The 23272-nt window shown below is 65.7% G+C and carries 17 protein-coding genes and 1 pseudogene; 10 read left to right on the top strand and 8 right to left on the bottom strand.

Translation table 11 applies throughout. The features are described from left to right. The first annotated feature begins 162 nt into the window (after nucleotides 1-162). The 6 genes from N5C25_RS08720 (at nucleotide 163) to N5C25_RS08695 (ending at nucleotide 12036) form a co-directional block, all read left to right on the top strand. On the top strand, nucleotides 163-2196 hold the full coding sequence (locus N5C25_RS08720; RefSeq protein WP_058981088.1) for a prolyl oligopeptidase family serine peptidase: 2034 nt from the start codon (nucleotides 163-165) through the stop codon (nucleotides 2194-2196). 179 nt (nucleotides 2197-2375) lie between these two features. After that, nucleotides 2376-5237: a TonB-dependent receptor gene (locus N5C25_RS08715; protein WP_019660622.1), complete on the top strand. Its 2862-nt coding sequence runs from the start codon at nucleotides 2376-2378 to the stop codon at nucleotides 5235-5237. A 188-nt stretch (nucleotides 5238-5425) separates the two neighbouring features. Then, on the top strand, nucleotides 5426-7528 hold the full coding sequence (locus N5C25_RS08710; RefSeq protein ID WP_019660623.1) for a M13-type metalloendopeptidase: 2103 nt from the start codon (nucleotides 5426-5428) through the stop codon (nucleotides 7526-7528). 222 nt (nucleotides 7529-7750) lie between these two features. Next, nucleotides 7751-9757, top strand: a complete 2007-nt coding sequence (locus tag N5C25_RS08705) for a M13 family metallopeptidase (protein WP_058981086.1) — start codon at nucleotides 7751-7753, stop codon at nucleotides 9755-9757. Between the two features lie 125 nt (nucleotides 9758-9882). Beyond that, on the top strand, nucleotides 9883-10377 hold the full coding sequence (locus N5C25_RS08700) for a VOC family protein (RefSeq protein ID WP_279936809.1): 495 nt from the start codon (nucleotides 9883-9885) through the stop codon (nucleotides 10375-10377). A 75-nt stretch (nucleotides 10378-10452) separates the two neighbouring features. Beyond that, nucleotides 10453-12036, top strand: a complete 1584-nt coding sequence (locus N5C25_RS08695; protein ID WP_058981082.1) for an NAD(P)/FAD-dependent oxidoreductase — start codon at nucleotides 10453-10455, stop codon at nucleotides 12034-12036. 104 nt (nucleotides 12037-12140) lie between these two features. On the opposite strand, the gene N5C25_RS08690 is transcribed toward N5C25_RS08695, so the two are convergent. The 7 genes and pseudogenes from N5C25_RS08690 to N5C25_RS08660 all read right to left on the bottom strand — a co-directional run bounded on the left by N5C25_RS08690 (nucleotide 12141) and on the right by N5C25_RS08660 (nucleotide 17665). Next, nucleotides 12141-12815: a rhomboid family intramembrane serine protease gene (locus N5C25_RS08690; RefSeq protein ID WP_279936808.1), complete on the bottom strand. Its 675-nt coding sequence runs from the start codon at nucleotides 12813-12815 to the stop codon at nucleotides 12141-12143. 93 nt (nucleotides 12816-12908) lie between these two features. Further along, nucleotides 12909-13247, bottom strand: a complete 339-nt coding sequence (locus N5C25_RS08685; RefSeq protein WP_224329410.1) for an MGMT family protein — start codon at nucleotides 13245-13247, stop codon at nucleotides 12909-12911. Continuing rightward, nucleotides 13244-14164: a DMT family transporter gene (locus tag N5C25_RS08680; RefSeq protein WP_058981080.1), complete on the bottom strand. Its 921-nt coding sequence runs from the start codon at nucleotides 14162-14164 to the stop codon at nucleotides 13244-13246. Before N5C25_RS08680 ends, N5C25_RS08685 begins: the two co-directional genes overlap by 4 nt. Before the next feature lie 158 nt (nucleotides 14165-14322). Then, the gene (gene gorA, locus N5C25_RS08675; protein ID WP_058982185.1) at nucleotides 14323-15681 is read right to left on the bottom strand and encodes a glutathione-disulfide reductase; all 1359 of its coding nucleotides are present in this window, start codon (nucleotides 15679-15681) and stop codon (nucleotides 14323-14325) included. Further along, nucleotides 15678-15821 (bottom strand): annotated as a pseudogene (locus N5C25_RS08670) (amino acid dehydrogenase); the annotation flags it as partial. The gene gorA and the pseudogene N5C25_RS08670, both read right to left, overlap by 4 nt. Nucleotides 15822-15838: 17 nt before the next feature. Then, complete coding sequence (locus N5C25_RS08665) at nucleotides 15839-17083, bottom strand: DUF418 domain-containing protein (RefSeq protein WP_058982182.1); 1245 nt, start codon at nucleotides 17081-17083, stop codon at nucleotides 15839-15841. A gap of 99 nt (nucleotides 17084-17182) precedes the next feature. After that, a complete protein-coding gene (locus N5C25_RS08660; RefSeq protein ID WP_058982180.1) occupies nucleotides 17183-17665 on the bottom strand; it encodes a peptidylprolyl isomerase in 483 nt (160 codons plus the stop codon). Between the two features lie 111 nt (nucleotides 17666-17776). Between N5C25_RS08660 and N5C25_RS08655 the strand changes: the two genes are divergently transcribed. Both N5C25_RS08655 and N5C25_RS08650 read left to right on the top strand, forming a co-directional pair. Further along, nucleotides 17777-18319, top strand: a complete 543-nt coding sequence (locus tag N5C25_RS08655) for a C40 family peptidase (RefSeq protein WP_058982204.1) — start codon at nucleotides 17777-17779, stop codon at nucleotides 18317-18319. Nucleotides 18320-18516: 197 nt separating this feature from the next. Then, entirely contained in the window at nucleotides 18517-19224 is a 708-nt protein-coding gene (locus N5C25_RS08650) for a C40 family peptidase (protein WP_223224737.1), read from the top strand. A gap of 220 nt (nucleotides 19225-19444) precedes the next feature. Here the strand turns inward: N5C25_RS08650 and N5C25_RS08645 are convergent, their stop codons facing one another. Continuing rightward, nucleotides 19445-20779, bottom strand: a complete 1335-nt coding sequence (locus N5C25_RS08645) for a dicarboxylate/amino acid:cation symporter (protein WP_005410518.1) — start codon at nucleotides 20777-20779, stop codon at nucleotides 19445-19447. 153 nt (nucleotides 20780-20932) lie between these two features. Here N5C25_RS08645 and N5C25_RS08640 point away from each other — a divergent pair, with 153 nt between their 5' ends. Both N5C25_RS08640 and N5C25_RS08635 read left to right on the top strand, forming a co-directional pair. After that, nucleotides 20933-22639 (top strand): alkaline phosphatase, encoded by a 1707-nt coding sequence (locus tag N5C25_RS08640; protein WP_279936807.1) that lies wholly within the window; start codon nucleotides 20933-20935, stop codon nucleotides 22637-22639. Beyond that, nucleotides 22636-23181, top strand: coding sequence for a WG repeat-containing protein (locus N5C25_RS08635; protein WP_279936806.1), 546 nt, complete (start codon nucleotides 22636-22638; stop codon nucleotides 23179-23181). Before N5C25_RS08640 ends, N5C25_RS08635 begins: the two co-directional genes overlap by 4 nt. Nucleotides 23182-23272 lie beyond the last annotated feature (91 nt).

Here is a 23272-nt window from a genome sequence, read left to right as displayed (position 1 = left end):
TGACGCCACTTGTGCTGCAGAAGGCCCCGCTCCAGCGGGGCCTTCTGCTTTGGAACGCAACCAGGGCCGGCCAGAGTTGGATTTCACGCAAAGTTGACGAACCGGGCGCACTCGTTCATCTTCAGGTCATCTTCCAGTCAAACTGCCAAGGATGCCCTGTACATGAAAGCCACACGCCTCTTCGCCCGTGTGGGCGGTGCTGCTACGCTGCTGGGCCTGGCCGTGGGCCAAGCGCTGGCTACACCGCTGCCGGTCGACGACTTCGCCAAGATTCCCGCCATCCAATCGGTCACCATGAGCCCCGATGGCAAACAGCTGGTTGCGATCATCGCTGCCCCGGGAAGCAACAACGGTGACACCGCGCTCGCCAACTGGAACCTGGACAATCTCGGCGCAGGCCCGGTGGCCATCACGCCCTCCGGCGACCGCATGAAGTTCATCGCCGCCAGCGCATTGAAGGCCGGCCGCAGCCTTGTCATCGGCCGCCAGGAACTCACCGCGCAGCTGGCCGGTTGTGGAGAAGGCAACTCGGTGGGAAACACCAAGACTTTCCTATCGAAGGCTTACCTGACCGACACTTCCCAGACCAAGTTCGATGAAGCATTCGCCGACAATTCACGCAAGCTTGGCATCAGCGAACAGACACAACGCTGCCTGGAACTGGCGGGAACCGCGTCACTGGTTCACTCGCTCCCAATGGACCCTGACAAGGTCATCATTTCACAGATCAATCAGTCAACGTTCTCGGCAGGCTACTACCTGTTCAATCTCAAGACCGGACAGACCGAGCTGCTCTTCCGTGGCGACGCGCGCTCGACGCCCGGGTTGTTCCATCCCCGCAGCGGCGAACTCCTGACAAGGACCCAGATCGAACCGGCCGGGTCGAGCGAGTACGAACAGCAGATCCTGATCAAGGACAAGGCAAGCGGAAAGTTCGAGAAGCACGATGCGCTGACAACCAAGCTCAGCGAACGCTACACGATGGACGTGGCGGGCATCGATGACCAGACCGGCAAGCTCTACATCCTCACCGACAGATTTTCCGAGCAGGTGCAGGCCCGCCTGTACGACCCAACAACCCGGACCTTCGACAAGGAGCCGCTGGCCGCCCACCCGCAGTATCCGATCAGCGGCCTCATCCTCGGCAGCAAACCCAGCAACTTCAATCAGGTTCTGGGCTTCTATGTGGATGGGCCGCGGCGCGAAGCGATCTATGTCGATCCGCAGATGAAGGCCCTCTACGACGGCCTGAAACAGGCCTATCCGGGAAAGTACGTCGCCATCACCGGCTACAACGACGATCTCTCCCGCGTGCTCTTTACCACCAACAGTGCCGACACGCCGACGACCTATCACATACTCAGCGACCGCAAACAGGTGACCACCCTGGGCAGTGAGCGACCCTGGATCGATGGCAGGCAGATCGGCCAGCAACGCTGGGTCACCTATACCGCCCGGGACGGACGAAAGATTCCCGCCATCCTTGATCTGCCCGCGGGCTGGAAGGAAGGGGGAGAACCACTTCCAGCGCTCGTGCACCCGCACGGTGGCCCATGGGCTCGTGACTATGCCGGCTGGGATGCATCTGGCTGGGTGCCTTACTTCACCTCGCGTGGCTACGCTGTCATCCGCCCCCAGTATCGAGGCTCAACCGGCTTTGGACGCGACCACTGGCTCGCGGGTGACAGGCAGTGGGGGCTGACCATGCAGGACGACAATGACGATGCGGCTGCGTGGCTGGCGCAGCAGGGCATCGCCGCAAAGGACCGCCTGGCCATCTTCGGGTACTCCTATGGCGGCTTCGCAGCCGCTGCAGCCACGGTCCGCAGCCCCTCGCCTTTCCAGTGTGCCATTGCCGGAGCGCCCGTCACCGATCTCGGCAGAGTCGGCATGTCATGGAGCGAGAACCGCCTGCAGCGCATCCTGCAGGGGCAGACCGTCAAGGGAATGGACCCGATACAGAACACGGCCAAGGCGACCATCCCGGTACTGCTTTACGTCGGAGATCGTGACGTACGTACTCCGGCGTTCCACGCCCGATCGTTCTACAACGCAGTCCAGGACAAGGTTCCGGCGAAGTTCGAGTTGATCGCCGACATGCCGCACAGCATGCCGTGGTACCCGAGCCACTACCGGGCCACGCTGCCGCTGATGGCCGACTTCCTGGCCAAGGACTGCGGCCCAGGCGGCCTGTAGGCCGCCAAGGACGCACCCTGCCGTCGTCCACGCAGCTGGGGAGCTCTGCAGCTCCCCACCGGCACATGAATACGCCATTAGCAAAAGCGCGTTACATACGGGGAATGTTCATGTTGCATTTACTTTACGCCGTACATACACTCCGTTAACCGAAGCATAACAAGTGGGGATCCGACACAATGCGCAAGACCAACCGCCTTATTACGCCCAGCCGCCTGCCGCTCGCCCTGGCAGTGATTGCCTGCCTGCAGGCAGCCCCGGTGCTGGCCCAGGAATCCACCCGCGAGGAAGCAGCGGCGTCAAGTGCTTCAACGTCTGACAAGAAGGCCACTGATCTTGACAAGGTTACGGTCACTGGCTCCCTGATCCGTCGCGCGGACTATGAAACCACCTCGCCGGTGTTCACCATCGACACCGAGCGCAATGCCGCCCAGGGCCAGACCAGCGTCAGTGAATTCCTGCAGAAGTCGGCGATCGGCGCCGCCGAAACGCAGATCACCAATCAGTTCGGCGGCTTCACCACCAATGGTGGTACCGGCGTACAGACGTTCTCGCTACGCGGCCTGGGTGCCAATCGCACGCTTATCCTGCTTGATGGCCAGCGTCCGGGCCCGGCCGGTACCCGCGGCGCGGTCGGCGCGTTCGACCTGAACGTGCTGCCCACCGCCGTCCTGCAGCGTGCCGAGATCGTGAAGGACGGTTCGTCCTCCATCTATGGCTCCGATGCCGTCGCCGGCGTGGTCAATCTGATCACCAAGAAGAACTTCGACCGTCCCGAGCTGACCGTCAGCGGTCGCGTTCCGACCGAAGGCGGCGGCGAAGTATTCTCGGCGTCGCTGGCCAACGGCTGGAACTTCGACAATGGCAGCATCGTCGCCGCCGTGGAATGGTACCGCCAGAATGAACTGACCCGCGGTGACCGCGATTTCTTCAAGTGCGCCGAAGATATCGTCTGGGACGACAAGGGCAACCGCATCGACCGCGTCGACCGCTCCATCCTGGCCGGCACCAACCTGGCCAACTGCCAGAACATGCTGCACAACGTCATCGACGTCGGTTCCGTCCGTTACGTGCCGAGCACCGATGGCAGCACGGTTGGCCCGTTCCCGGGCTATCGTCCGCGCGCCAACCAGACCTATGCCAACGGCAACCCCGTGGCGACGTATCAGGAGCCGTACAACTTCCAGGCTTACGGCCAAGCCCAGATCATCAACCGCCAAGAGCGCAAGACGGTCTACTTTGCCACTGACTTCGGCTTTGATTCGTTCAACTGGAAGACCCAGTTCCTCTACAACAACCGCACCACGGACAACTTCTCGTGGCGCCAGTTCTTCCCGACAGTGCTGATCCCCGGCACCACCACCCGCGCTCAGCCGGTGCTGCCGTTCAAGTCTGCTTCCGAGACCGAAGTTGATTACTACTACTTCGCCAACAAGTTCGATGGCGGCTTCGGCAGCAGCACCTGGGGCTGGGAAGTCAATGCCAACTACAGCCACTCCAGTGGCAAGTACAGCAACCTTGGCATCCGCAACTCGATCAGCGGCGACATCGGCCGTCCGGGTACCGGCACTGCAGCTGCGAACTACTTCGACCCGGGCTATCTGAATGGCTCGAAGGTCGACGAGCTGGTCTCGATCCTCGGCGTCTGGGCCAAGGGCAAGACCACCTACGATCAGACCACGGTCAACGCCGTGTTCAGCGGTGAGCTGTTCGATCTTCCGGCCGGTGCCGTGGCTTCCGCCGTCGGTGTCGAGTACCGCAACTACAAGATCGACGACCAGCCGGGTGCCGATTTTGCCGACATCTGGGGTTCGACCACCGCCGGTCGCACCAAGGGCGACGAGAAGGTGAAGGAAGCGTTCGTCGAACTGGATGTGCCGGTCTTCAAGGGAGTTCCGGGCATCGAGTCGCTGTCGCTGAACGGCTCGGCCCGCGTCTTCAAGTACGACACGGTGTCCGGTTCGGACAAGGTGTGGAAGTTCGGTGTCAACTGGCAGATCATCCCGTCGCTGCGCCTGCGCGGCACCATCGGTACCTCCTACCGTGCACCGGGCCTGTATGAGCTGTACCTTGGCAATCAGACCGGCTTCCAGGCGCAGACCGCGATCGATCCCTGCATCCGCTGGGCTGAAGGCAACAACAGCAACGCTGCTGCCAACTGCGCCGCTGCCGGTATCCCGGGCGACTACACCGCCGCAGGCAACAGCAGCGCCACCGTCTTCACTCGTGGCGGCGCTGGCGGCGACCTGAAGCCGGAAACCTCGCGTGCACGCAGCATCGGCCTGGTGTTCACCCCGGAATTTGCTGACCTGAGCGTTGCGATCGACTACTTCGACTACGAAGTCAGCGACCAGATCACCGCGCTGAGTGCAGCGTCCATCCTGGAAGGCTGCTACGAGTCGACCACCTATCCGAACCGCTACTGCGACCTGATGCGTCGTAATCCGAATTCGGGTACCAACGCGAACATGATCACCGAGGTGTATGCGCAGTACTTGAACATCAACCGCCAGCGCACCCGCGGCTGGGATCTGACCCTGAACTGGGAACACGAGTTCAGCTTCGGCAAGTTCTCGCTGGACTCGCAGGTCACCTACACGGTTGAAGACACCGCCGAGCTGTTCGACAGCGCAGCGGCCAGCGGCCTGTCCTCGTCGGACCAGCTGGGTGATTTCGGTCGCCCGGACCTGGTCGGCAACCTGGGCCTGAGCCTGGAGCGTGGCGACTGGACCTACAACTGGATGACCCAGTACATCGCGTCGACCAAGGACCCGGACCTGCTGGAGACGTTCACCTATCAGGGCCGTCCGAATTCCTACCGCGACATCACCGCTGGCAGCCGCTGGTATCACACCGCCTCGGTGAGCTACGAGCAGGCCGATTGGCAGATTCTGGTGGGCGTCTCCAATGTGTTCGATGCCAAGCCGCCGCTGATCTCCAGCAGCGTCTACTCTTCGCGCTACGGCAACACCCACCCGTTCGCCACCCAGTACGACTACTACGGTCGCACCCCGTTCGTGCGCCTGAAGTACAAGTTCTGATCCACCGCTGACCGCAACACCCGACAGACCCGGCTTTTGCCGGGTCTGTCTTTTCCGGGCCACCAAGCGGGCCCCTTGCACCCGGCCATGACCTTCGACACCCTTGCAGGTCTGGCCGGCGGCGTATCGTTCGGCCCACGGCCGTCCCACGGCCTTTCCCTGACTCACTCGGCCTGGAGGCCATCAAAGTGACCCGTACTCCCAAGATCGTGCTGCTGACCCTGGCCGTTTCGGCCGCGCTGGTCGGCTGCGGCAAGACTGAAACCCCGGCCAAGGACGCCACCGCCTCCACGCCGGCCGCAGCCGAAGCCACCAACTACACGCTGGACGAAAGCAAGCTGCCGGCCTACAACGCTTTCCAGCCCAGCGATCTGGATACCACCAAGGACGCCTGCGGTGCCTTCGGCGACTATGTGAACAGCAAGTGGCTGGCCGCCAATGAAATTCCGGGCGACCGCACCAGCTGGGGTGCGTTCACCATCCTCGACGAGCGCTCGGTGGCCGTGCAGCACCAGCTGGCCGAACAGGTGGCGCAGGTCAAGAATCCGAACCACATCGAGAAAATCGTCGGCGACCTGTGGGCCACCGGCATGGACGAGGCCAAGATCAATGCCCAGGGCATCGAGCCGCTGAAGGCCGACCTGGCCGCCATCGACGGCCTGCAGGACAAGGCGGCCATCGCCGATTACCTGCGCACCAGCGCGGCCAGGGGCGACAACGTCCTGTTCGGCTTCGGTGCCGAAGCCGACTTCAAGAACTCGGCCGTGAACATGGCCTACGCCAGCCAGGGCGGCCTGGGCCTGCCGGACAGCACCTATTACACCGACGCCAAGAATGCCGACAAGCTGAAGGCCTACCAGGCGCACGTCGCCAAGGTGCTGGAGCTGTCCGGTGTCGCCGCTGCCGACGCCGCCAAGCAGGCCGAGGACGTGGTCAAGTTCGAGACCCGCCTGGCCAAGGCCTCCAAGTCGCGCGTGGAGCTGTCGCGCAACGTCGAGCTGTACTACAACCCGGTCACCCTGGCCGATGCCGACAAGCTGACCCCGAACTTCAGCTGGACCGAGTTCTTCAAATCGCAGGGCGTGGCCGCGCCGGAGAAGTTCTCGCTGGCCATGCCGGCCTTCCATGAGGAAGTGAGCAAGGCGCTGGGCGATACCGACCCGTCGGTGTGGCGCGCCTACCTGCGCTTCCACACCGTGGACAGCGCCTCGCCGTACCTGGCCGATGCCTTCGTGCAGGAAAACTACGAGTTCTACGGCAAGACCCTCAACGGCCAGAAGGAACAGAAGCCGCGCTGGAAGCGCGTGCTGGGCACCATCGAAAACGATGCGGGTGAAGCCTTCGGCCAGCTGTACGTGAAGGTTGCCTTCTCGCCGGAAGCCAAGGCGAAGATGGAAGAACTGGTGAAGAATCTGGCCGCCGCGCTGAAGGAGCGCATCCAGGGCTTGAGCTGGATGAGCGAGGAGACCAAGGCCAAGGCCATCGCCAAGTGGGAAACCTTCACCCCGAAGATCGGCTACCCGGACAAGTGGCGTGACTGGTCGGGCCTGCAGACCCAGCGCGACAGCTTCCTGGGCAACGTGCGCGCGGCCAACGAGTTCAACTACAAGTTCAACCTGTCCAAGATCGGCAAGCCGGTGGACAAGACCGAGTGGGGCATGACCCCGCAGACGGTCAATGCCTACTACAACCCGCTGCAGAACGAGATCGTGTTCCCGGCCGCCATCCTGCAGCCGCCGTTCTTCGACCCGAAGGCCGACGACGCATTGAACTACGGCGGCATCGGCGCGGTGATCGGCCACGAAATGACCCATGGTTACGACGACCAGGGCGCGCGCTTCGGGCCGACCGGCAACATGGAAGACTGGTGGACCGCCGCTGACAAGAAGAACTTCGAAGGCCTGACCGGCAAGCTGGTCAAGCAGTTCGACCAGTACAAGGTCGACGGCCAGGCGGTGAACGGCCACCTGACCCTGGGTGAGAACATCGCCGATCTGGGCGGCCTGGCTACCGCCTACGATGCCCTGCAGAAGGCCAGCGCCGGCAAGGAAGACCCGAAGGTGGACGGCTTCACCCGCGACCAGCGCTTCTTCTTCAACTGGGCCACCGTGTGGCGCACCAAGTACACCCCGGAGAACGCCAAGGTCCGCCTGGCGACCGACCCGCACGCCCCGGCGCAGTTCCGCGCCATGGGTGCACCGTCGAACCTGCCGACCTTCGCGGCCGCGTTCCAGTGCAAGGCCGGTTCGCCGATGGCCCGCACCGGCGAGCAGCAGGTGGTGATCTGGTAAGTCCTGACTGACGCTGTTGCAGACCTGCAAAGGCCCGGGAATTCCCGGGCCTTTGTTTTTCCGGGGTGTCTTTCATCCACGCATGGCGTGGATCTACTGATCCCGGCGCTCCCCGGTAGCTGCCGACCTTGGTCGGCGAATGCACCGCGACGCGTGCATCCCGCGCCCATGTCCGGCTTGCTATAGTGCGCGCGCCCTCAATCCATCACGGATTCGTTCCACATGCCCAACTTCCGTCCGCTTGCCATCGCCCTGGGCATCAGCCTGGCGACCCTGGTCCCGACTCACGATGCGTTCGCCGCCAAGAAGAAGGCCGCACGCGCTCCGGCCGTCAGCGCCCAGTGCAGCGACTTCTACGACGCCACCAATGCAGGCTGGCTGAAGGCCAACCCGGTGCCGCAGACCGGCGCCGTCACCGCGCTGGGACAGCTGGTTGACCGCAGCCGCCAGCAGCAGCGTGAACTGCTCGACGCCGCGATGAAGTCGCCGCAGGGCAATGTGCAAAAGCTGCTGGGCGACTTCTGGGCCAGTGGCCTGGACGAAGCCGCCGTGGAAGCAGACGGCTCCAATCCGATTGCGCCGCTGCTGACCCGCATCAACGCCATCAAGAAGGCCAAGGATGTGCCGGCCTCGATCGCCGCGCTGCACCAGGTCGGCATCCCGGTGGCCTTCAACTTCGGCCCGGACGTCGACCTGAAGGCGCTGGATCGTCACATCGGCTACTTCATGCAGGGCGGCATGGGCCTGCCGGATCCGGCGTTCTATACCCGCACCGACGCCGACACCGTGGCGCTGATGGGCCGCTACCGCAACTACGTCAAGCAGATCCTGGCGCTGACCGGTACCCCGGCCGCCAAGCTGGATGCCGAGTCGCAGGCGGTGATCGCGCTGGAAACCGAACTGGCACGCAATGCGCAGTCGCTGGCCGGCATCAACAACCCGTTCAACAACTACGCGCCCATCTCCACCAAGGAGCTCAACAGCCGCTACCGCAACCTGCAGCTGGATGCCTTCCTGAAGGCACAGGGCGTGGACGATGACCTGGTCTCGCTGGCCGACCCGGGCCTGTTCAAGCAGCTCGATGGCATGGTCACCAAGCTCAAGCCGGAGCAGTGGAAGGCGTACCTGCGCTGGCGCGTGGGCGACTCGATGGCGCCGTACCTGTCCAAGGCCTACCGCGACGCCGAGTTCGAATTCCGTGGCCGTGTGCTGCGTGGCCAGACCCTGCCGCCGCAGCGCTGGGAATCCGTGCTGGATGCAATCAATGTGGCCGCCGGCCCGATGGTCGGTCGCGAGTACGCCGCCCGCTACCTGTCGGCCGAAGATCGTCGCCAGGCCGCATGGATCGTCGACAAGGTGCGCGAAGTACAGATCGAGGCGGTAAAGAACAGCAGCTGGATGAGTGCCGAAGCCAAGACCGAAGCGCAGGCCAAGCTGGCTGCGCTGAAGATCGAGATCGGCACTCCACTGCGCGACCTGGACTACAGCGTGCAGCCGATGGGCCGCGGCTCGTTCGGTGGCAATATGCTGATCGCGTCGACCTGGCGCCATCGCGAGGAAATGAAGCGCATCGGCAAGGGCAACGCCGACCGTCGCTGGGACGTGCTGCCGCAGCAGCCGTCGCTCGCCTATGACCTGGCGCAGAACCGCCTGATCGTCACCGCCGCGATCCTGCAGGGCCCGGTGTTCAACGCCAAGGCCGACGCCGCCGACAAGTTCGGCAGCTTCGGTGGTCTGGTCGGCCACGAGCTGACCCGTGCGATCGATGCCAAGGGCGCACTGGTCGATGCCAAGGGCGAACTGCGCAGCTGGTGGACCCCTGCCGACAAGACCGCCTGGACCCTGCTCGGCACCCGAGTGGCCGCGCAGTACGGCGCCTACGATTTCCCGGGCGTGAAGGGTGCCAAGGTCAACGGCACGCTCACCCAGGAAGAGAACCTGGCCGACATCGCCGGCCTGGAACTGGCCTGGGCCGCCTACACCGCGCAGGAGCCGAAGGCCAAGCCGGCACAGCAGCAGGGCTTCTTCCGCGCCTGGTCGACGTTGTGGGCGCAGCAGCTGTCGCCGAACGAGGCCGCGCGCCGCCTGACCGCCGACATCCGCGCCCCGGGCCTGTGGCGCAGCAATGGCACGCTGGCCAACCTGCCGGCGTTCGGTGCCACCTTCAGCTGCAAGGCCGGCCAGCCGATGCAGCGCAGCGAATCCGAGCAGATCAAGGTCTGGCGCTGAGCCAGCCGTCACGCTGGGGATGCAGAGGGCGCCTTCGGGCGCCCTTTTTTTTGCGGATGCAGCACGATCCCGGGTTAACACCGCCCGTGCTATCGCTGCGCCTTCGTCCGCTGCGGAGCCCGACCATGGCCCACAAGAACACCATCTGCGTGTGGTACGACAAGGAAGCGCTGGAGGCCGCCACCTTCTATGCCAACACCTTTCCCGACAGCGCGGTGACCGCTGTCCACCACGCCCCGGGCGACTACCCGGACGGCAAGGAGGGCAACATACTGACCGTTGAATTCACTGTCTGCGGTATTCCCTGCGTCGGTCTCAACGGCGGCACCGCGTTCAAGCACAGCGAAGCATTTTCTTTCCAGATCCAGACCGAGGACCAAGCCGAGACCGACCGCCTGTGGAACGCGATCGTCGGCAACGGTGGCCAGGAGAGCCAGTGCGGCTGGTGCAAGGACCGCTGGGGCATTTCCTGGCAGATCAGCCCGCGCATGCTGATCGAAGCGGTGACCAGCAAGGACAAGGCGCTGGCCAAGCGGGCCTTCAACGCAATGATGCCAATGAAGAAGATCGACATCGCCAGCATCCAGGCTGCCATCGAAAAAGGGGACGGAAGGGATTAAGTCCTTTCTCCCCCACCGCTGCTGATCCTGTGCGAATTACGACTTAATCCCCTCCGTCCCCTTTTCGAGGTACTGATGTCCTGGGATGCGATCATCATCGGCGGTGGCCACAATGGCCTGGTCTGCGCGGCCTACCTGGCACGCGCCGGAAAGAAGGTGCTGCTCCTTGAACGGCGCGGCGTGCTTGGCGGCGCTGCGGTCACCGAAGAATTTCATCCCGGCTTCCGTAACTCGGTCGCGTCGTACACGGTCTCGCTGCTGCAGCCGAAGGTGATCGACGATCTGCAGCTGCATGCGCACGGGTTGCATATCGTCGCGCGTCCGGCCAACAACTTTCTGCCATTGCCGAACGGCCGCTACCTGTTGTCGGCGCCGGGCCGCACCCAGTCCGAGGTGGCGAAGTTCTCCGAGCGGGATGCGCAGCGCCTGCCCGCCTATGAAGCACGCCTGGAGATCTTCGCCGACGTACTGCGCGCATGGGCCCTGCGCGCGCCGCCGGACCTGGGTGTAGCAGGCGGTTGGCGTGCGCTGCCCGCGCTCTGGCAGATGGGCCGCCTCGGCCGCGAACTGGCAACGCTGGATGCTTCGCTACGCCAGGAACTGCTGGACCTGTTCACGCTGTCGGCGGCCGAGTACCTGGACCGCTGGTTCGAGAGCGAGCCGATCAAGGCCCTGTTCGGCTTTGATGGCATTGTCGGCAACTATGCAAGCCCGTATACACCGGGCAGCGCATACGTACTGCTGCACCACGTGTTCGGCCAGTGCAATGGCGTGAAGGGTGCCTGGGGCCATGCGATTGGTGGCATGGGCGCGATAAGCCAGGCCATCGCCGCCGCTGCACGCGCGGCTGGCGCGGAACTGCACGTGGACGCCGGCGTGCGACGCGTACTGGTTGAACACGGCAGTGCCGTGGGAGTGGAACTGACCAACGGTGAAATCCTGCGTGCACGCGCGGTGATCGCCAACGTCAATCCGAAGCTGTTGTACGAGCAGATGCTGGCCCCGGCACAGGTACCGGACGCGACCCGCGAACGCATGGCGAACTGGCGCTGCGGTTCCGGCACGTTCCGGATGAACGTGGCGCTGTCGCGGCTGCCGGACTTCCGCGCCCTGCCCGGGCCCGGCGATCACCTCAGCGCCGGCATCATCATGGCGCCCAGCCTGGAGTACATGGACCGCGCCTGGCTGGATGCGCGACGCGACGGCTGGTCGCGCGAACCGATTGTGGAGATGCTGATTCCCAGCACGCTGGACGCTTCGCTGGCGCCGCCCGGCCGGCATGTGGCCAGTCTGTTCTGCCAGCACGTGGCACCGGTGCTGTCCGATGGACGTCACTGGGATGATCACCGTGACACGGTGGCCGATCTGATGATCGCGACCGTCGACCGGTATGCACCGGGCTTCGCCGACAGCGTGCTTGGCCGACAGGTGCTGTCACCGCTGGACCTGGAACGCACCTTTGGCCTGGTCGGCGGTGACATCTTCCACGGCGCACTGAGCGCCAACCAGCTGTTCTCGGCACGGCCGATGGTCGGCCAGGCCGGCTATCGCGGCGCCCTGCCCGGGCTGTACCTGTGCGGTTCGGGCACACACCCCGGCGGTGGCGTCACCGGTGCGCCGGGGCACAACGCGGCACAGGTAGTGCTGCAGGATCTCTAGAGGCGTGCCGACCAACGGTCGGCACCTACCGCGTCAGATGATCCTGGCCAAGGTGTGCCAACCGAGGTCGGCACCTACCCGCGTGAACCGAGGCGCATCGCGCCTCACTTCACGCTGCGCAGATGGTTCGGGCGCTTCGGCGGGCCGGGCGGGCGACGCTTGTTGAATGGCGGCTGCCCGCGCCAGTAGCGGATCAGCAGCCAACCGAACAGCATGCCGCCCAGGTGCGCGAAATGGGCAACACCCGGCTGCCAGCCGGTCATGCCCAGCACCAGTTCGCCGACGCCAAACAGGATCACGAAAGTCCGCGCCCTCATCGGGATCGGCGGGAACAGCAGCATCACACGCTGGTTCGGGAACAGCATGCCGTAGGCCAGCAGCAGGCCGAACACGCCGCCGGAGGCGCCCAGCACCGTGGCCGGATTCTCCAGCAGGGTACCCACCAGCAGCTGGCAGACACCGGCGCCAGCCACGCAGACCAGGTAGTACAGCAGGAAGCGCTTCTCGCCCCAGGTCTGCTCCAGCGGCGCGCCGAACATGAAGACCGCCAGCATGTTGAAGAACAGGTGGCCGAAGCTGCCATGCAGGAAGCCATAGGTCAGCAGCTGCCACGGCTGGAAGTTGCCGCCCGGCGAGAACGCATCGAAGCCCTGCTGCAGCGGTTGCAGCATGAACGGCTCGAAGGTCTGCATGCCGAGCAGGAACGGCTGCTGCAGCAGGAACAGGATCGCGTTGGCGATCAGCAGGGCCTTGGTGACGGTAGGCAGTCGCGGGAACATGGGAGCGCCGGCATGGAACGGCCTCCATCATAGCCGCAGCACCGTGTGTTGTTGGCGACCGGCAGGCGCAGCCTGTTCAGTCGCCAGCGGTGCTCAGCCCGGGCCCCACACGGCGGCATCCAGCGCCGCGGCCGGATCGGTGGCCGGCATCCGCACCCGGCCGTTCTCCACCACCACACCTTCGGCACGCAGCCGTTGTGACTGCTCGCGCCAACCAGCCGACCCTTCTTCCATGGCAATGCGCCCGTCCGAACGCAGCACGCGATGCCAGGGCAGGTCGGGATCATCGTTCTGGCCGAGGATGCGCGCGGTCAAGCGCGCACGCCCCGGCAGGCCGGCACGCATCGCCACCTGGCCATAGCCCATCACCTGCCCCGCCGGGATCGCGCGGATCACCGCCAGGATGCGCGCCCGCGCCTGCTCCGGCGTCAGCGCCGCAGGCGGGTCACCAGTAGTACGCCGATCAGCACCAGCGCGGTGCCGGCGATCTGTGCCGGCCCCATCGGTTCGTCGAGCAGCCATAGGCTCATCACGATGGTGGAAACAGGGCCCAGCATACCGACCTGTGCGGCCAGCGACGAACCCACGCGCTGCACCGCCAGCATGATCGCCAGCACCGGCAGTACCGTGCACACGGTGGCATTGACCAGCGACAGCCATTGCACCGGCGCCGGTGCCTGCCACAGCAACGGCAGCGGATGGGTCACCGCGAAATGCAGCAGCACCAGCACGCTGGCCACGCAGCTGGCGTAGGCGGTGAGGCGCACCGCACCGATGCGCGCGACCACCTGGCCACTGCCGAACAGGTACAGCGCGTAGCTGAGCGCACTGCCCAGCACCAGCAGGCTGCCGACGATGATCTGCCCACCCTCGCGCTGCAGATCGTGGCCGAACGCCAGCAGCACGCCCAGATAGCTCAGCACCAGCGCGCCGATCTGCCAGCGTCCCGGCCGCTGCCGCGCCAGCAGCACGTTGATCAGCAGTACCAGGGTCGGGTTCAAGTACAGGATCAGCCGCTCCAGGGTCACGCTGATGTACTGCAGGCCCTGGAAGTCGAGCAGGCTGGACAGGTAATAGCCGGTGAAGCCCAGCCACAGCACGCGGGCGCGATCAGCCCAGGACAGCGGCTCGGCCCGGCGCGCGGCCCACAAGGCCATCAACGCGAACAAGGGCAGCGCCATCAGCATGCGCAGGGCAAGCAGCGTGGTGGCATCCACGCCATGGCGCAGGCCGAGCTTGACGATGATCGCCTTGCCCGACGCGGCGATGGCGCCGATCGCGGCCAGGCCGATGCCGCCCAGCGCAATGCGTGGGGAAGCCGTAGCGATGCGGGAAGCGGGAGTGGACATCAGGACGACGGCGGGCCGCGCAGAGCGGCCCGGTAAGGCGTGGGGGCCCCATTGTCGCATGGGGGCGCCCGCTGACCTGTAGAGCCGAGCCCGCGCTCGGCGTCGCCAGGCCTGGGCGAAAGGCAGCCGAGCATGGCTCGGCCCTACAACGGCCCGGCTCAGCGCATCAGCACCACTTCCTCGGCCGAGGTCGGGTGGATCGCCACGGTGTCGTCGAACTGGGCCTTGGTCGCGCCCATCTTCACCGCCACCGCGAAGCCCTGCAGGATCTCGTCGGCCGCTTCGCCCAGCAGGTGGATGCCCACCACGCGTTCTTCCGGGCCGGCACAGACCATCTTGAACAGGCTGCGCTGGGGGCCGTTGGCCAGCGCCTGCAGCATCGGGCGGAAGCGGCTGTGGTAGACGCTCACCTGGTCGAAACGCCGGCGCGCTTCTTCCTCGCTCATGCCCACCGCGCCCAGCGGCGGATGCGAGAACACCACGCTGGCCACGTTCTCGTAATCCATTTTGGACTGCGGGCGGCCCCCGAACAGGCGGTCCATCAGCCGCCGCGACGCGGCCACCGCCACCGGGGTCAGGCCGACCTTGCCGGCGATGTCGCCGACCGCGTGCACGCTCGGCACACGGGTGGTCTGCCACTCGTCCACCTGCACCTGCTCGTGCTCGCCGATGTCGATACCGAGCGCTTCCAGACCCAGGCCACGGCTGTTGCCGCGGCGGCCGGCAGCGAAGAACACCGCATCGAACACGCTGTCGAGCGGGCCATCATGGCCGAATGCACGTACGCGCTCACCATCGCGCTGCAGTTCGCGCAGGCGATAGCCGAAATGGATGCGCACGCCCTGCTGCTTCAGGTTCTCGGCCAGCTGATCGGTCAGCTCGTAGTCGAAGCGATCCAGCAGCCGCTGACCGCGCACCAGCAGGCTCACCCTGCTGCCCAGTGCCTGCAGCAGGCCAGCCAGCTCCACCGCGATGTAACCACCACCGATGATCGCCACCTCGGCCGGTGCCGCGCGCAGATCGAAGAAATCATCGGAAACCAGGCCCAGTTCCGCGCCGGGAATGTCCGGGCGCAGCGGGTGCGCGCCGGTGGCGATCAGGATGTGTTCGGCGCTGTAGCGCACGCCATCGCTGCAGGCCACGGTGTGCGCATCGAGCAGATGGCCGCGCGCCGGAATGCGCACCACGCCGGTTTCGTCCAGACGTTTGTGGTAGCTGGTGTGGATGTTGCTGATGTAGGCCTGGCGATGGATCACCAGTTCCTTCCACGACAGCGCCGGGCGTGCCTCGACATCGAAGCCCATCGCACTGGCCAGGCCGATGCGCTCATGCAGGTCAGCTGCCAGCCACATGGCCTTCTTCGGCACGCAACCGACGTTGACGCAGGTCCCACCCAGTTCGCCCGGCTCCAGCAGCGCCACGCGCTTGCCGTGCTGCGCGGCGCGGATCGCACCGGCCAGGCCGGCGGAGCCGCCGCCGAGGACGATCAGGTCGTAATCATAGGATGCAGTGCTCATCGGAATCGCTCGGGTCGGTAGGGGGCAGGGTCGATCACCGGCGTACGGACGCAGACGAGATCGGCGATCAGCTGGCCGTTGCCGGCGCTCATGCTGATGCCGAGCATGCCATGCCCCGCTGCAAGCCAGACGTGAGGATGCGCGCGCCCTGCATCGATCAGCCCTGCCCGGCTCCACGCCGCATCGGTGGCCACTGGCGGTAGGTCATTGCACGCCATAGCCATTCCACCGGACCAAAGCGGAAGCGCGCCAGCCAAGCGTGCGAAACAGCCACCTGCGCTGCGAACACCAGCAGCGCGAACAGCAACTGCACGCTGCGCGGCATCCGCTCGAACCCACCCAGGCCATAGTGGTAGAACAGCCAGGTACACAGCAACGACTGGGCCAGGTAGTGGGTCAATGCCATGCGCCCTACCGGCGCCAGCCATCCCAGCCGCGCGCGCCAACGCACGATCCACGCCAGGTAACCCAGGCACATCGGCAGCCCGCCGATCGTCACCAGTGCCATCGCTGCGGTCACCGGCAGGTCGTAGGCGCCCGGTGCCAGATACGGCTTCCAGGCAACGCCGAGCAGCGTGACCGCCAAGCCCAGCGGCAGCGCCACCCAACGCAACAGCACGTACAGCCGTGGGAAGCGCTCGGGTGATACCAGTGCACCGCTGCTGGCGAACCAGCTGCCGATCAGGAACATGCCCAGCACTTCCGGACCGGTAATCAGCAGCGCGCCCATCGACGATCCGAACTCGTGCAGGCGCTGCGCGGTGGCCTGCATCCAGCTGCCGTGTCCGTACACCAGGCGCTGCTGCGCGATGGCCTGCTGTGCTTCGGCAAGCATCTTCTGCATGTCTTCGGCCGAAGCCATCGACACCATCGCACCCACCAGCAACATCATCGCCACACCGCCGAGGTAGACGATCACGCCCATCCACGGCAGCCAGCTGCGCGGCGCCTCGCGGCAGGCCAGCAACGGCAATGAGACCAGTGCATACATCACCAGGATGTCGCCGGACCAGACCAGCAGTGCATGGCACAGGCCGATCAGCAGCAGGCCGGCGCTGCGGCGCAGGTAGAACGGGGTGAAGTCGCGCCCGGCCACCTCGGCGCGTTGCGCCATCACCGCAAAGCCGGCACCGAACAGCAGCGAGAACAGGGTGAAGAACTTGCCCTGCACGAACACATAGACGAAGGCGTCGGCCCAGTAATCGATGCCCCGCCAGTGCACGTCAATGCCGGTGAAGGCCAGGTCCAGCGGACCGCTGAAGGCCTCGATGTTCATCAGCAGGATGCCCAGCAGCGCGGCACCACGCAGCACGTCCAGCACGGCGATGCGTTGGCCGGAAGCCACCGGCTGCAGGGAAGGAGAAGCGGCGTTCACGGGGCGTCCGTCGGGCAGGCCCGCCATTATGCCGCCGGCCCGCGTGCCATGGATGGCCGCGCCGTGTTCCAGAAACGCAATGGCCCGCCGAAGCGGGCCGTTGCTGCCATCATGATCGCGCTGCGATCAGTGGTGGTGACCGCCGTCGCCGTGGACGTGGCCGTGGTCGATCTCTTCCTTGCCGGCTTCGCGCACATCGACGATTTCCACGTCGAAGTGCAGGTCCTTGCCGGCCATCGGGTGGTTCAGGTCGACGTCCACGACGCTCATGCCGACCTTCTGCACGGTCACCGCACGCGGGCCGAAGTTGGTCTGCAGCACCACCTGCTGGCCCGGGGCCAGCTTGGTGTTGCCGAAGTGCTTCTTCGGCACGCGCTGGGACAGGCCCTCGCGGCGCTCGCCGTAGGCATCGGCCGCCTTGACGTCGACGCTGAAGGTCGCGCCGGCTTCCTTGTCCATCATGGCGTTTTCCAGGCCCGGGATGATGTTGCCATGGCCGATCAGGATCGCCAGCGGCTCGCCGCGGTCCTTGGACGATTCAATCGGCTCCTGGCCGACTTCGGAAACGGTGTAGTGGAAGCGGACAACGCGGTCTTTTTCGATCTTCATGCGCAACTCTGTCTGGATCTGCCGGAGGCAGGCGGGTTGGGGCGGGTTGTCGCCCGACGGGGACGCCGCCATCATGACGGCCATTCCAAGGTGGCGCATTATCCGGAGATCATGCACATCACGCCAGTTTCGTCCGGCCCGCGCCGGTTCCTTGCCCCGGCCCTGCTGCTGGCCCTGCCCCTGCTGATGACCGCCTGTGGCGGCGGCAAGGCCACCCGCCCGGCGCCGCCGCCACCGTCGACGGCGAACTGGCCAAAGACCGTGCCGGACAACCCCGAGGCCGCCAACTCGGTGCTGATGCGTGCCATCAGCCTGGTCGGCACGCCCTACCGCTATGGCGGCAACACCCCGGACTCGGGCTTCGACTGCAGCGGGCTGGTCGCCTATGTCTATCGCGAGATGCTGGACCTGCGGCTGCCGCGCACCTCGCGCGACCTGGCGGCGGTACAGGGCCCCAGGATCGATCCGCAACGCTTGGCCACCGGCGACCTGGTGTTCTTCGGCAGCCGCGGCAGCGTCACCCACGTGGGCATCTATGTAGGGGAAGGGCGTTTTGTGCACGCGCCGAGTACCGGCGGTACGGTTCGCCTGGACTCGCTCAGTGGCCCCTACTGGAAAGACCACTACACGGGCGCGAAACGTGTCCTTCGCTAAGCTGAACAGGCGATATGTTTAAAATTGTGACATCCGTCACTATATAAATAACGATTTTATAACGGAATTTTTAACTTATCCGCGCTTTTACAGGGCATGATGCCCCATCGTTTTTTTCCTGTGACCGACGCGTGACGACTGACGACCTGAAAAGCGAAGGCCAGACTTCCGTATCTTCACGTAGTGCCCGCCCGCTGTTGCTTGGCCTGGCACTGTGCCTGACCAGCCTTCCGGCCTGGTCGCAGACTGCTCCAAACCGTTCCGATGTGACCCCGGCCCCGGTGGCCGAGAGCACCGCCCGACCGGCCGCCAAGGCCGAGGCTGCCGCTCCGCAGCGCAGCCGCGTCGATGCCGCCGCCAGTGCCACGCTGGCCGCCCTGCTGCCGCACCTGGCCGCCAACGACACCATTCCGCTGATGGATCGCTCGGCCGTGGTGGCCGGTGACCTCAGCCGCCTGCTCGCCAACTACGACACCAGCAGCGCCGCCAATGGGAGCGTCGTCGGCACCGCCGCCGACAACGGCAAGGTGCAGTCGCTGCTGCGCCGAGCGATGACCCTGCTGGGCACCCCGTACCGTTGGGGTGGCAGCAACCCGGACAGCGGTTTCGACTGCAGCGGCCTGGTCGGCTATGTGTTCCGTTCGGCGCTGGGCATCGAGTTGCCCCGCGTCTCGCGCGAGATGGCGCACGATGACAACGCCGAACTGATCAACGACCGCACCGCGCTGGCGGCGGGCGACCTGGTCTTCTTCGGCCGCAAGGGCCGCGTCGACCACGTCGGCATCTATGTCGGCGACGGCCGCTTCCTGCACGCCCCCAGCTCGGGCAAGGATGTGCGCGTGGACACCCTGCTCAGTGGCTACTGGGGCAACAAGTTCATGCAGGCCCGCCGGGTGGATCTCTGACCCGCTGGCGCTACAGCGCCGGCTGATGCGAAAAGCCGCTGCCCTGCAGCGGCTTTTTTGTTGGGCCCGTAATGGTGGGTAGCTGCCGACCTTGGTCGCCACCGGCTCCATCCATGCATGGCATGGATCTACCAAGGCCTACCTTGGCCGCCACCGCGCCAGCCAGCCCCCAAACAAAAGGCCCGCCGGTCAGGGCGGACCTTTCATCTCCAAGCAAACCTCAACCGCGTGGTGGTGTCGGGTCGGGATCATCCACGCCCACGTTGCTGGACGGGTTGTCGTACACCGCCTGGTCAAGCAGCCCGGTCTCCTTGGCCACGATCACCGGTACCAGCATCTGGCCTGTCACGTTCGTCATCGTGCGCATCATGTCCAGGATGCGATCAATGGCATACAGGTAGCCGATGGTCTCCAGCGGCAGGTTGGCCGCACTCAGCACCACCGTGGCCATGATCACCGCAGTACCCGGCACGCCGGCGGTACCGAAGCTGCCCAGCACCGAGGCGATCAGCACCACCACGTACTGCTCCGGAGTCAGCGGCACACCGCTGTACTGCGCGATGAACACCGCGCACAGCGCCGGGTAGATCGCGCCGCAGCCGTCCATCTTGATGCTGGCGCCCAGCGGCACCGCAAACGAACCGTAATCCTTGTTCACGCCCAGGTTGTGGGTGATCGAACGCAGTGCCACCGGCATCGCCGCGAAGCTGGAAGAGCTGACGAACGCAACCTGCATGCCCGGCGCCGCACCACGGAAGAACTTCAGCGGGTTCAGGCCGTGCGCCAGCAGCAGCGCGCTGTAGACCACCACGATGTGCAGCGCACAGGCCACGTACAACGCCAGCACGAAATGGCCCAGCGGCAGCAGCTTCTCGAACCCATAGCTGCCGACCAGGCCTGCGATCAGGCCGAAGGTGCCGATCGGGGTGACTTCCAGCACGAAGCGGGTCACCTGGATCATGATGTCGCTCATCTGGCCGACCAGCTTGCGCGCCTCGGTCACCTTCTCGCCGAGCTTGACGATGGCAAAGCCGACCAGGCCGGCAAAGAAGATCACCGGCAGGATCGAGCCCCGGCCAGCCGCCAGCACGGTCTCACCGGCCGCATTGACCTTGGTGCCGATGCCGGACAGCGCGTAGAAAACATTGGCCGGCACCACGTCCAGCAGCACCTGCACCACGCTGGGGACCTCGCGCGGCACGTAGTTGCTGGCCATGGTCAGCTGCAGGCCACCGGCGCCGGGCTGCAGCACGGTACCCACGCCCAGGCCGACGCATACCGCCAACGCGGCGGTGATCACGAACCACAGGAAGGTGCGGCCACTGAGCGCGGCGACCGACTTCTGCCCGTGCAGCGATGAGATCGCGTTGATGACCGCGAAGAACACCAGCGGAACGGCGATCATCTTGATCAGGGTGACATACAGCTCACCGAGCGGGCCAAACCACGTTTCCGCGGCCGGGCCAAGCGCCCAGCCGGCCAGCGCACCGAGCACGAAGCCACCGACCACGCGCTGCCAGAATGGAATCCGCAGCCAGGCAGAGACCAGCTTCATAGGCAATCCAGAGGGAAGGAAGGGATGCTGGCACGATAGTCCAAAGCGGCCTGCGGAACGACCGCCGGGCCGGCAAATCAGTGTGTCATCGGCGTGCCTTGCTGGGGCGGGCATAATGAATGTCCCGTTACAGTTTGTGAGATCCCAGCGTCCATGCGCCGTTCCGTCTCCCTGTTGGCCGCCTGCGCCACCACCCTGCTGCTGGGCGCCTGCGCCAGCACCACCCCCGCCTCTGCCCCGGCTGGCCTGAAGGTCGCCGTCGATCCCGTCGCCCACCCGGCCGGCGAAACCCCGCAGTGGTGGTACCGCAGCGGCGCTGCCCAGGCCGCCGCCAACGGCGCGATGTCCGGCAAGGCCAAGAACGTCATCCTGTTCCTCGGCGACGGCATGAGCCTGACCACCGTGGCCGCCTCGCGCATCTACGAGGGCCAGCGCAAGGGGGGCTCCGGTGAAGAGAACCTGCTGTCCTGGGAGCGCTTCCCGGCCACGGCGTTCAGCAAGACCTACAACACCGATTCCCAGACCCCGGATTCGGCCGGCACCATGACCGCCATCACCACCGGTGTGAAGACCCACATGGGTGCGATCGGCGTCAGCGCCGGCAGCCGCACCGACTGTGCCGACAGCCTGTCCAAGGGCCTGCTGACCTGGCTGCAGCTGGCCGACAGCGCCGGTCTGGCCACCGGCGTGGTGTCCACCGCGCGCCTGACCCACGCCACCCCGGCCGCGACCTACGCGCACTCGCCCGAGCGCAACTGGGAAAACGATACCGACCTGACTGAAGCGGCGAAGGCGGCCGGCTGCAAGGACATCGCCCAGCAGCTGCTGTCGACTTCGCGCTACGGGCGCGGCCCGCTGGTCGCCCTCGGCGGCGGGCGCGGGGAATTCACCACCGTGGAAGAGCGCGACCCGGAGTACGACGACAAGGTCGGCCAGCGACTGGATGGGCGCAGCCTGGTGCAGGAATGGCAGCAGGCCCATCCGCACGGCGCCTACGTGTGGAACAGCAAGCAGCTGGCCGCCGCCGCCGACGCACCGGCGATCCTCGGCCTGTTTGAACCGGACCACATGCGCTACGAGTACGAGCGCCCGCAGGATCCGGGCGGTGAGCCGAGCCTGGCCGAACTGACCGCAGCGGCGATCAAGAATCTGTCGAGGCACCCGGAAGGCTACGTGCTGATGATCGAAGGCGCACGCATCGATCACGCCAACCACAGCGGCAACGCCTACCGTGCACTGACCGAAACCGTGGCGCTGTCCGATGCGGTGCGCGTGGCCAGCGAGCTGACCTCGGCCGACGACACCCTGATCATCGTTACCGCCGACCACTCGCACACGCTGAACTTCGTCGGCTACCCGGCGCGCGGCAACCCGATCCTGGGCAAGGTGAAGGACAAGGGCGGCGAAGATGGCGCCGGCAAGCTGGACTACGCACTGGACGGCACCGGCCAGCCGTACACCACGCTGAGCTACGCCAATGGCCCGGGCCACACCGGCAGCAGCAACCAGCAGCCGGCCGGCCCGAAGCGCTATCCGCACAACCCGAGCAGCTTCGAACCGGCCGACGGCCGCCCGAACCTGCGCGAAGTCGACACCGAGCATCCGGACTACATGCAGGAAGCGCTGGTGCCGATGAAATCCGAGTCGCACGGTGGCGAGGACGTCGGCATCTGGGCGCGCGGCCCGGGCAGCAAGGCGATCCGCGGCACGCTGGAACAGAACGCCATCTACCACATGATCGTGCAGGCCACTCCGGCCCTGCGCGAGCGCCTGTGCCAGGCCGGCACCTGCGATGACAAGGGCGTGCCGGTGCAGCTGCCGGCACCGACCGCGTTCGAGCGCGAGGCCGAGGCCAAGTGATCGCACGGCAGGCCCGCCCTGACGCTGCCAGCGGCCGCTTCGCGCGGTCGCTGGCCCTGCTTGGCATGCTGGTCAGCGCCACTGCAGCGGCACAGGCACCGGCATGCAGGCTGCTGACCGACGAACACGGGTTGTGGCCGCTGCCCAACTGCGAGGTGATCGATCACCGGCCGAAGATCAGTGCCGACACGCTGAAGGCCCTGAATTACGACGACCACGGCCTGGCAGTGGTGTACGCCGACCAGGGTTTCCACTACGTCGACCGCAAGGGCCGCAGCCTGCCGGTGCTTACCTGGGACAATGGCCCGGAGACGCCGCAGGAAGGCCTGTTGCGCGGCCGCGTAGGCAACCGCGTGGGTTACTTCGACCTGACGTTCCGCCAGGTGGTACCCGGCACGTTCGATTTCGCATGGCCGTTCCAGGACGGCGTCGCCGAGGTCTGCAATGGTTGCCGTCGTGGTACGCCGGATGCCGATGGTCACACTTCGATGGAAGGCGGAGAGTGGTTCCGCATCGACCGTTCGGGCCGTCGGGTGGAGTAGGGTTTTCGGCAGGGCTGCGCCCTGCACCTGCCGAAGCCAAAGCCAAATCAAGATCAAAAGCGGCTCTGGTCTTCTGTGAGTTGGGCGGAGC

This window comes from Stenotrophomonas sp. GD03958 (assembly GCF_029839005.1).
Classification (GTDB): Bacteria; Pseudomonadota; Gammaproteobacteria; order Xanthomonadales; family Xanthomonadaceae; genus Stenotrophomonas; species Stenotrophomonas hibiscicola.
Note: the sequence above shows the minus strand (reverse complement) of the source record. Positions and strands in the feature narration are given on the sequence as shown.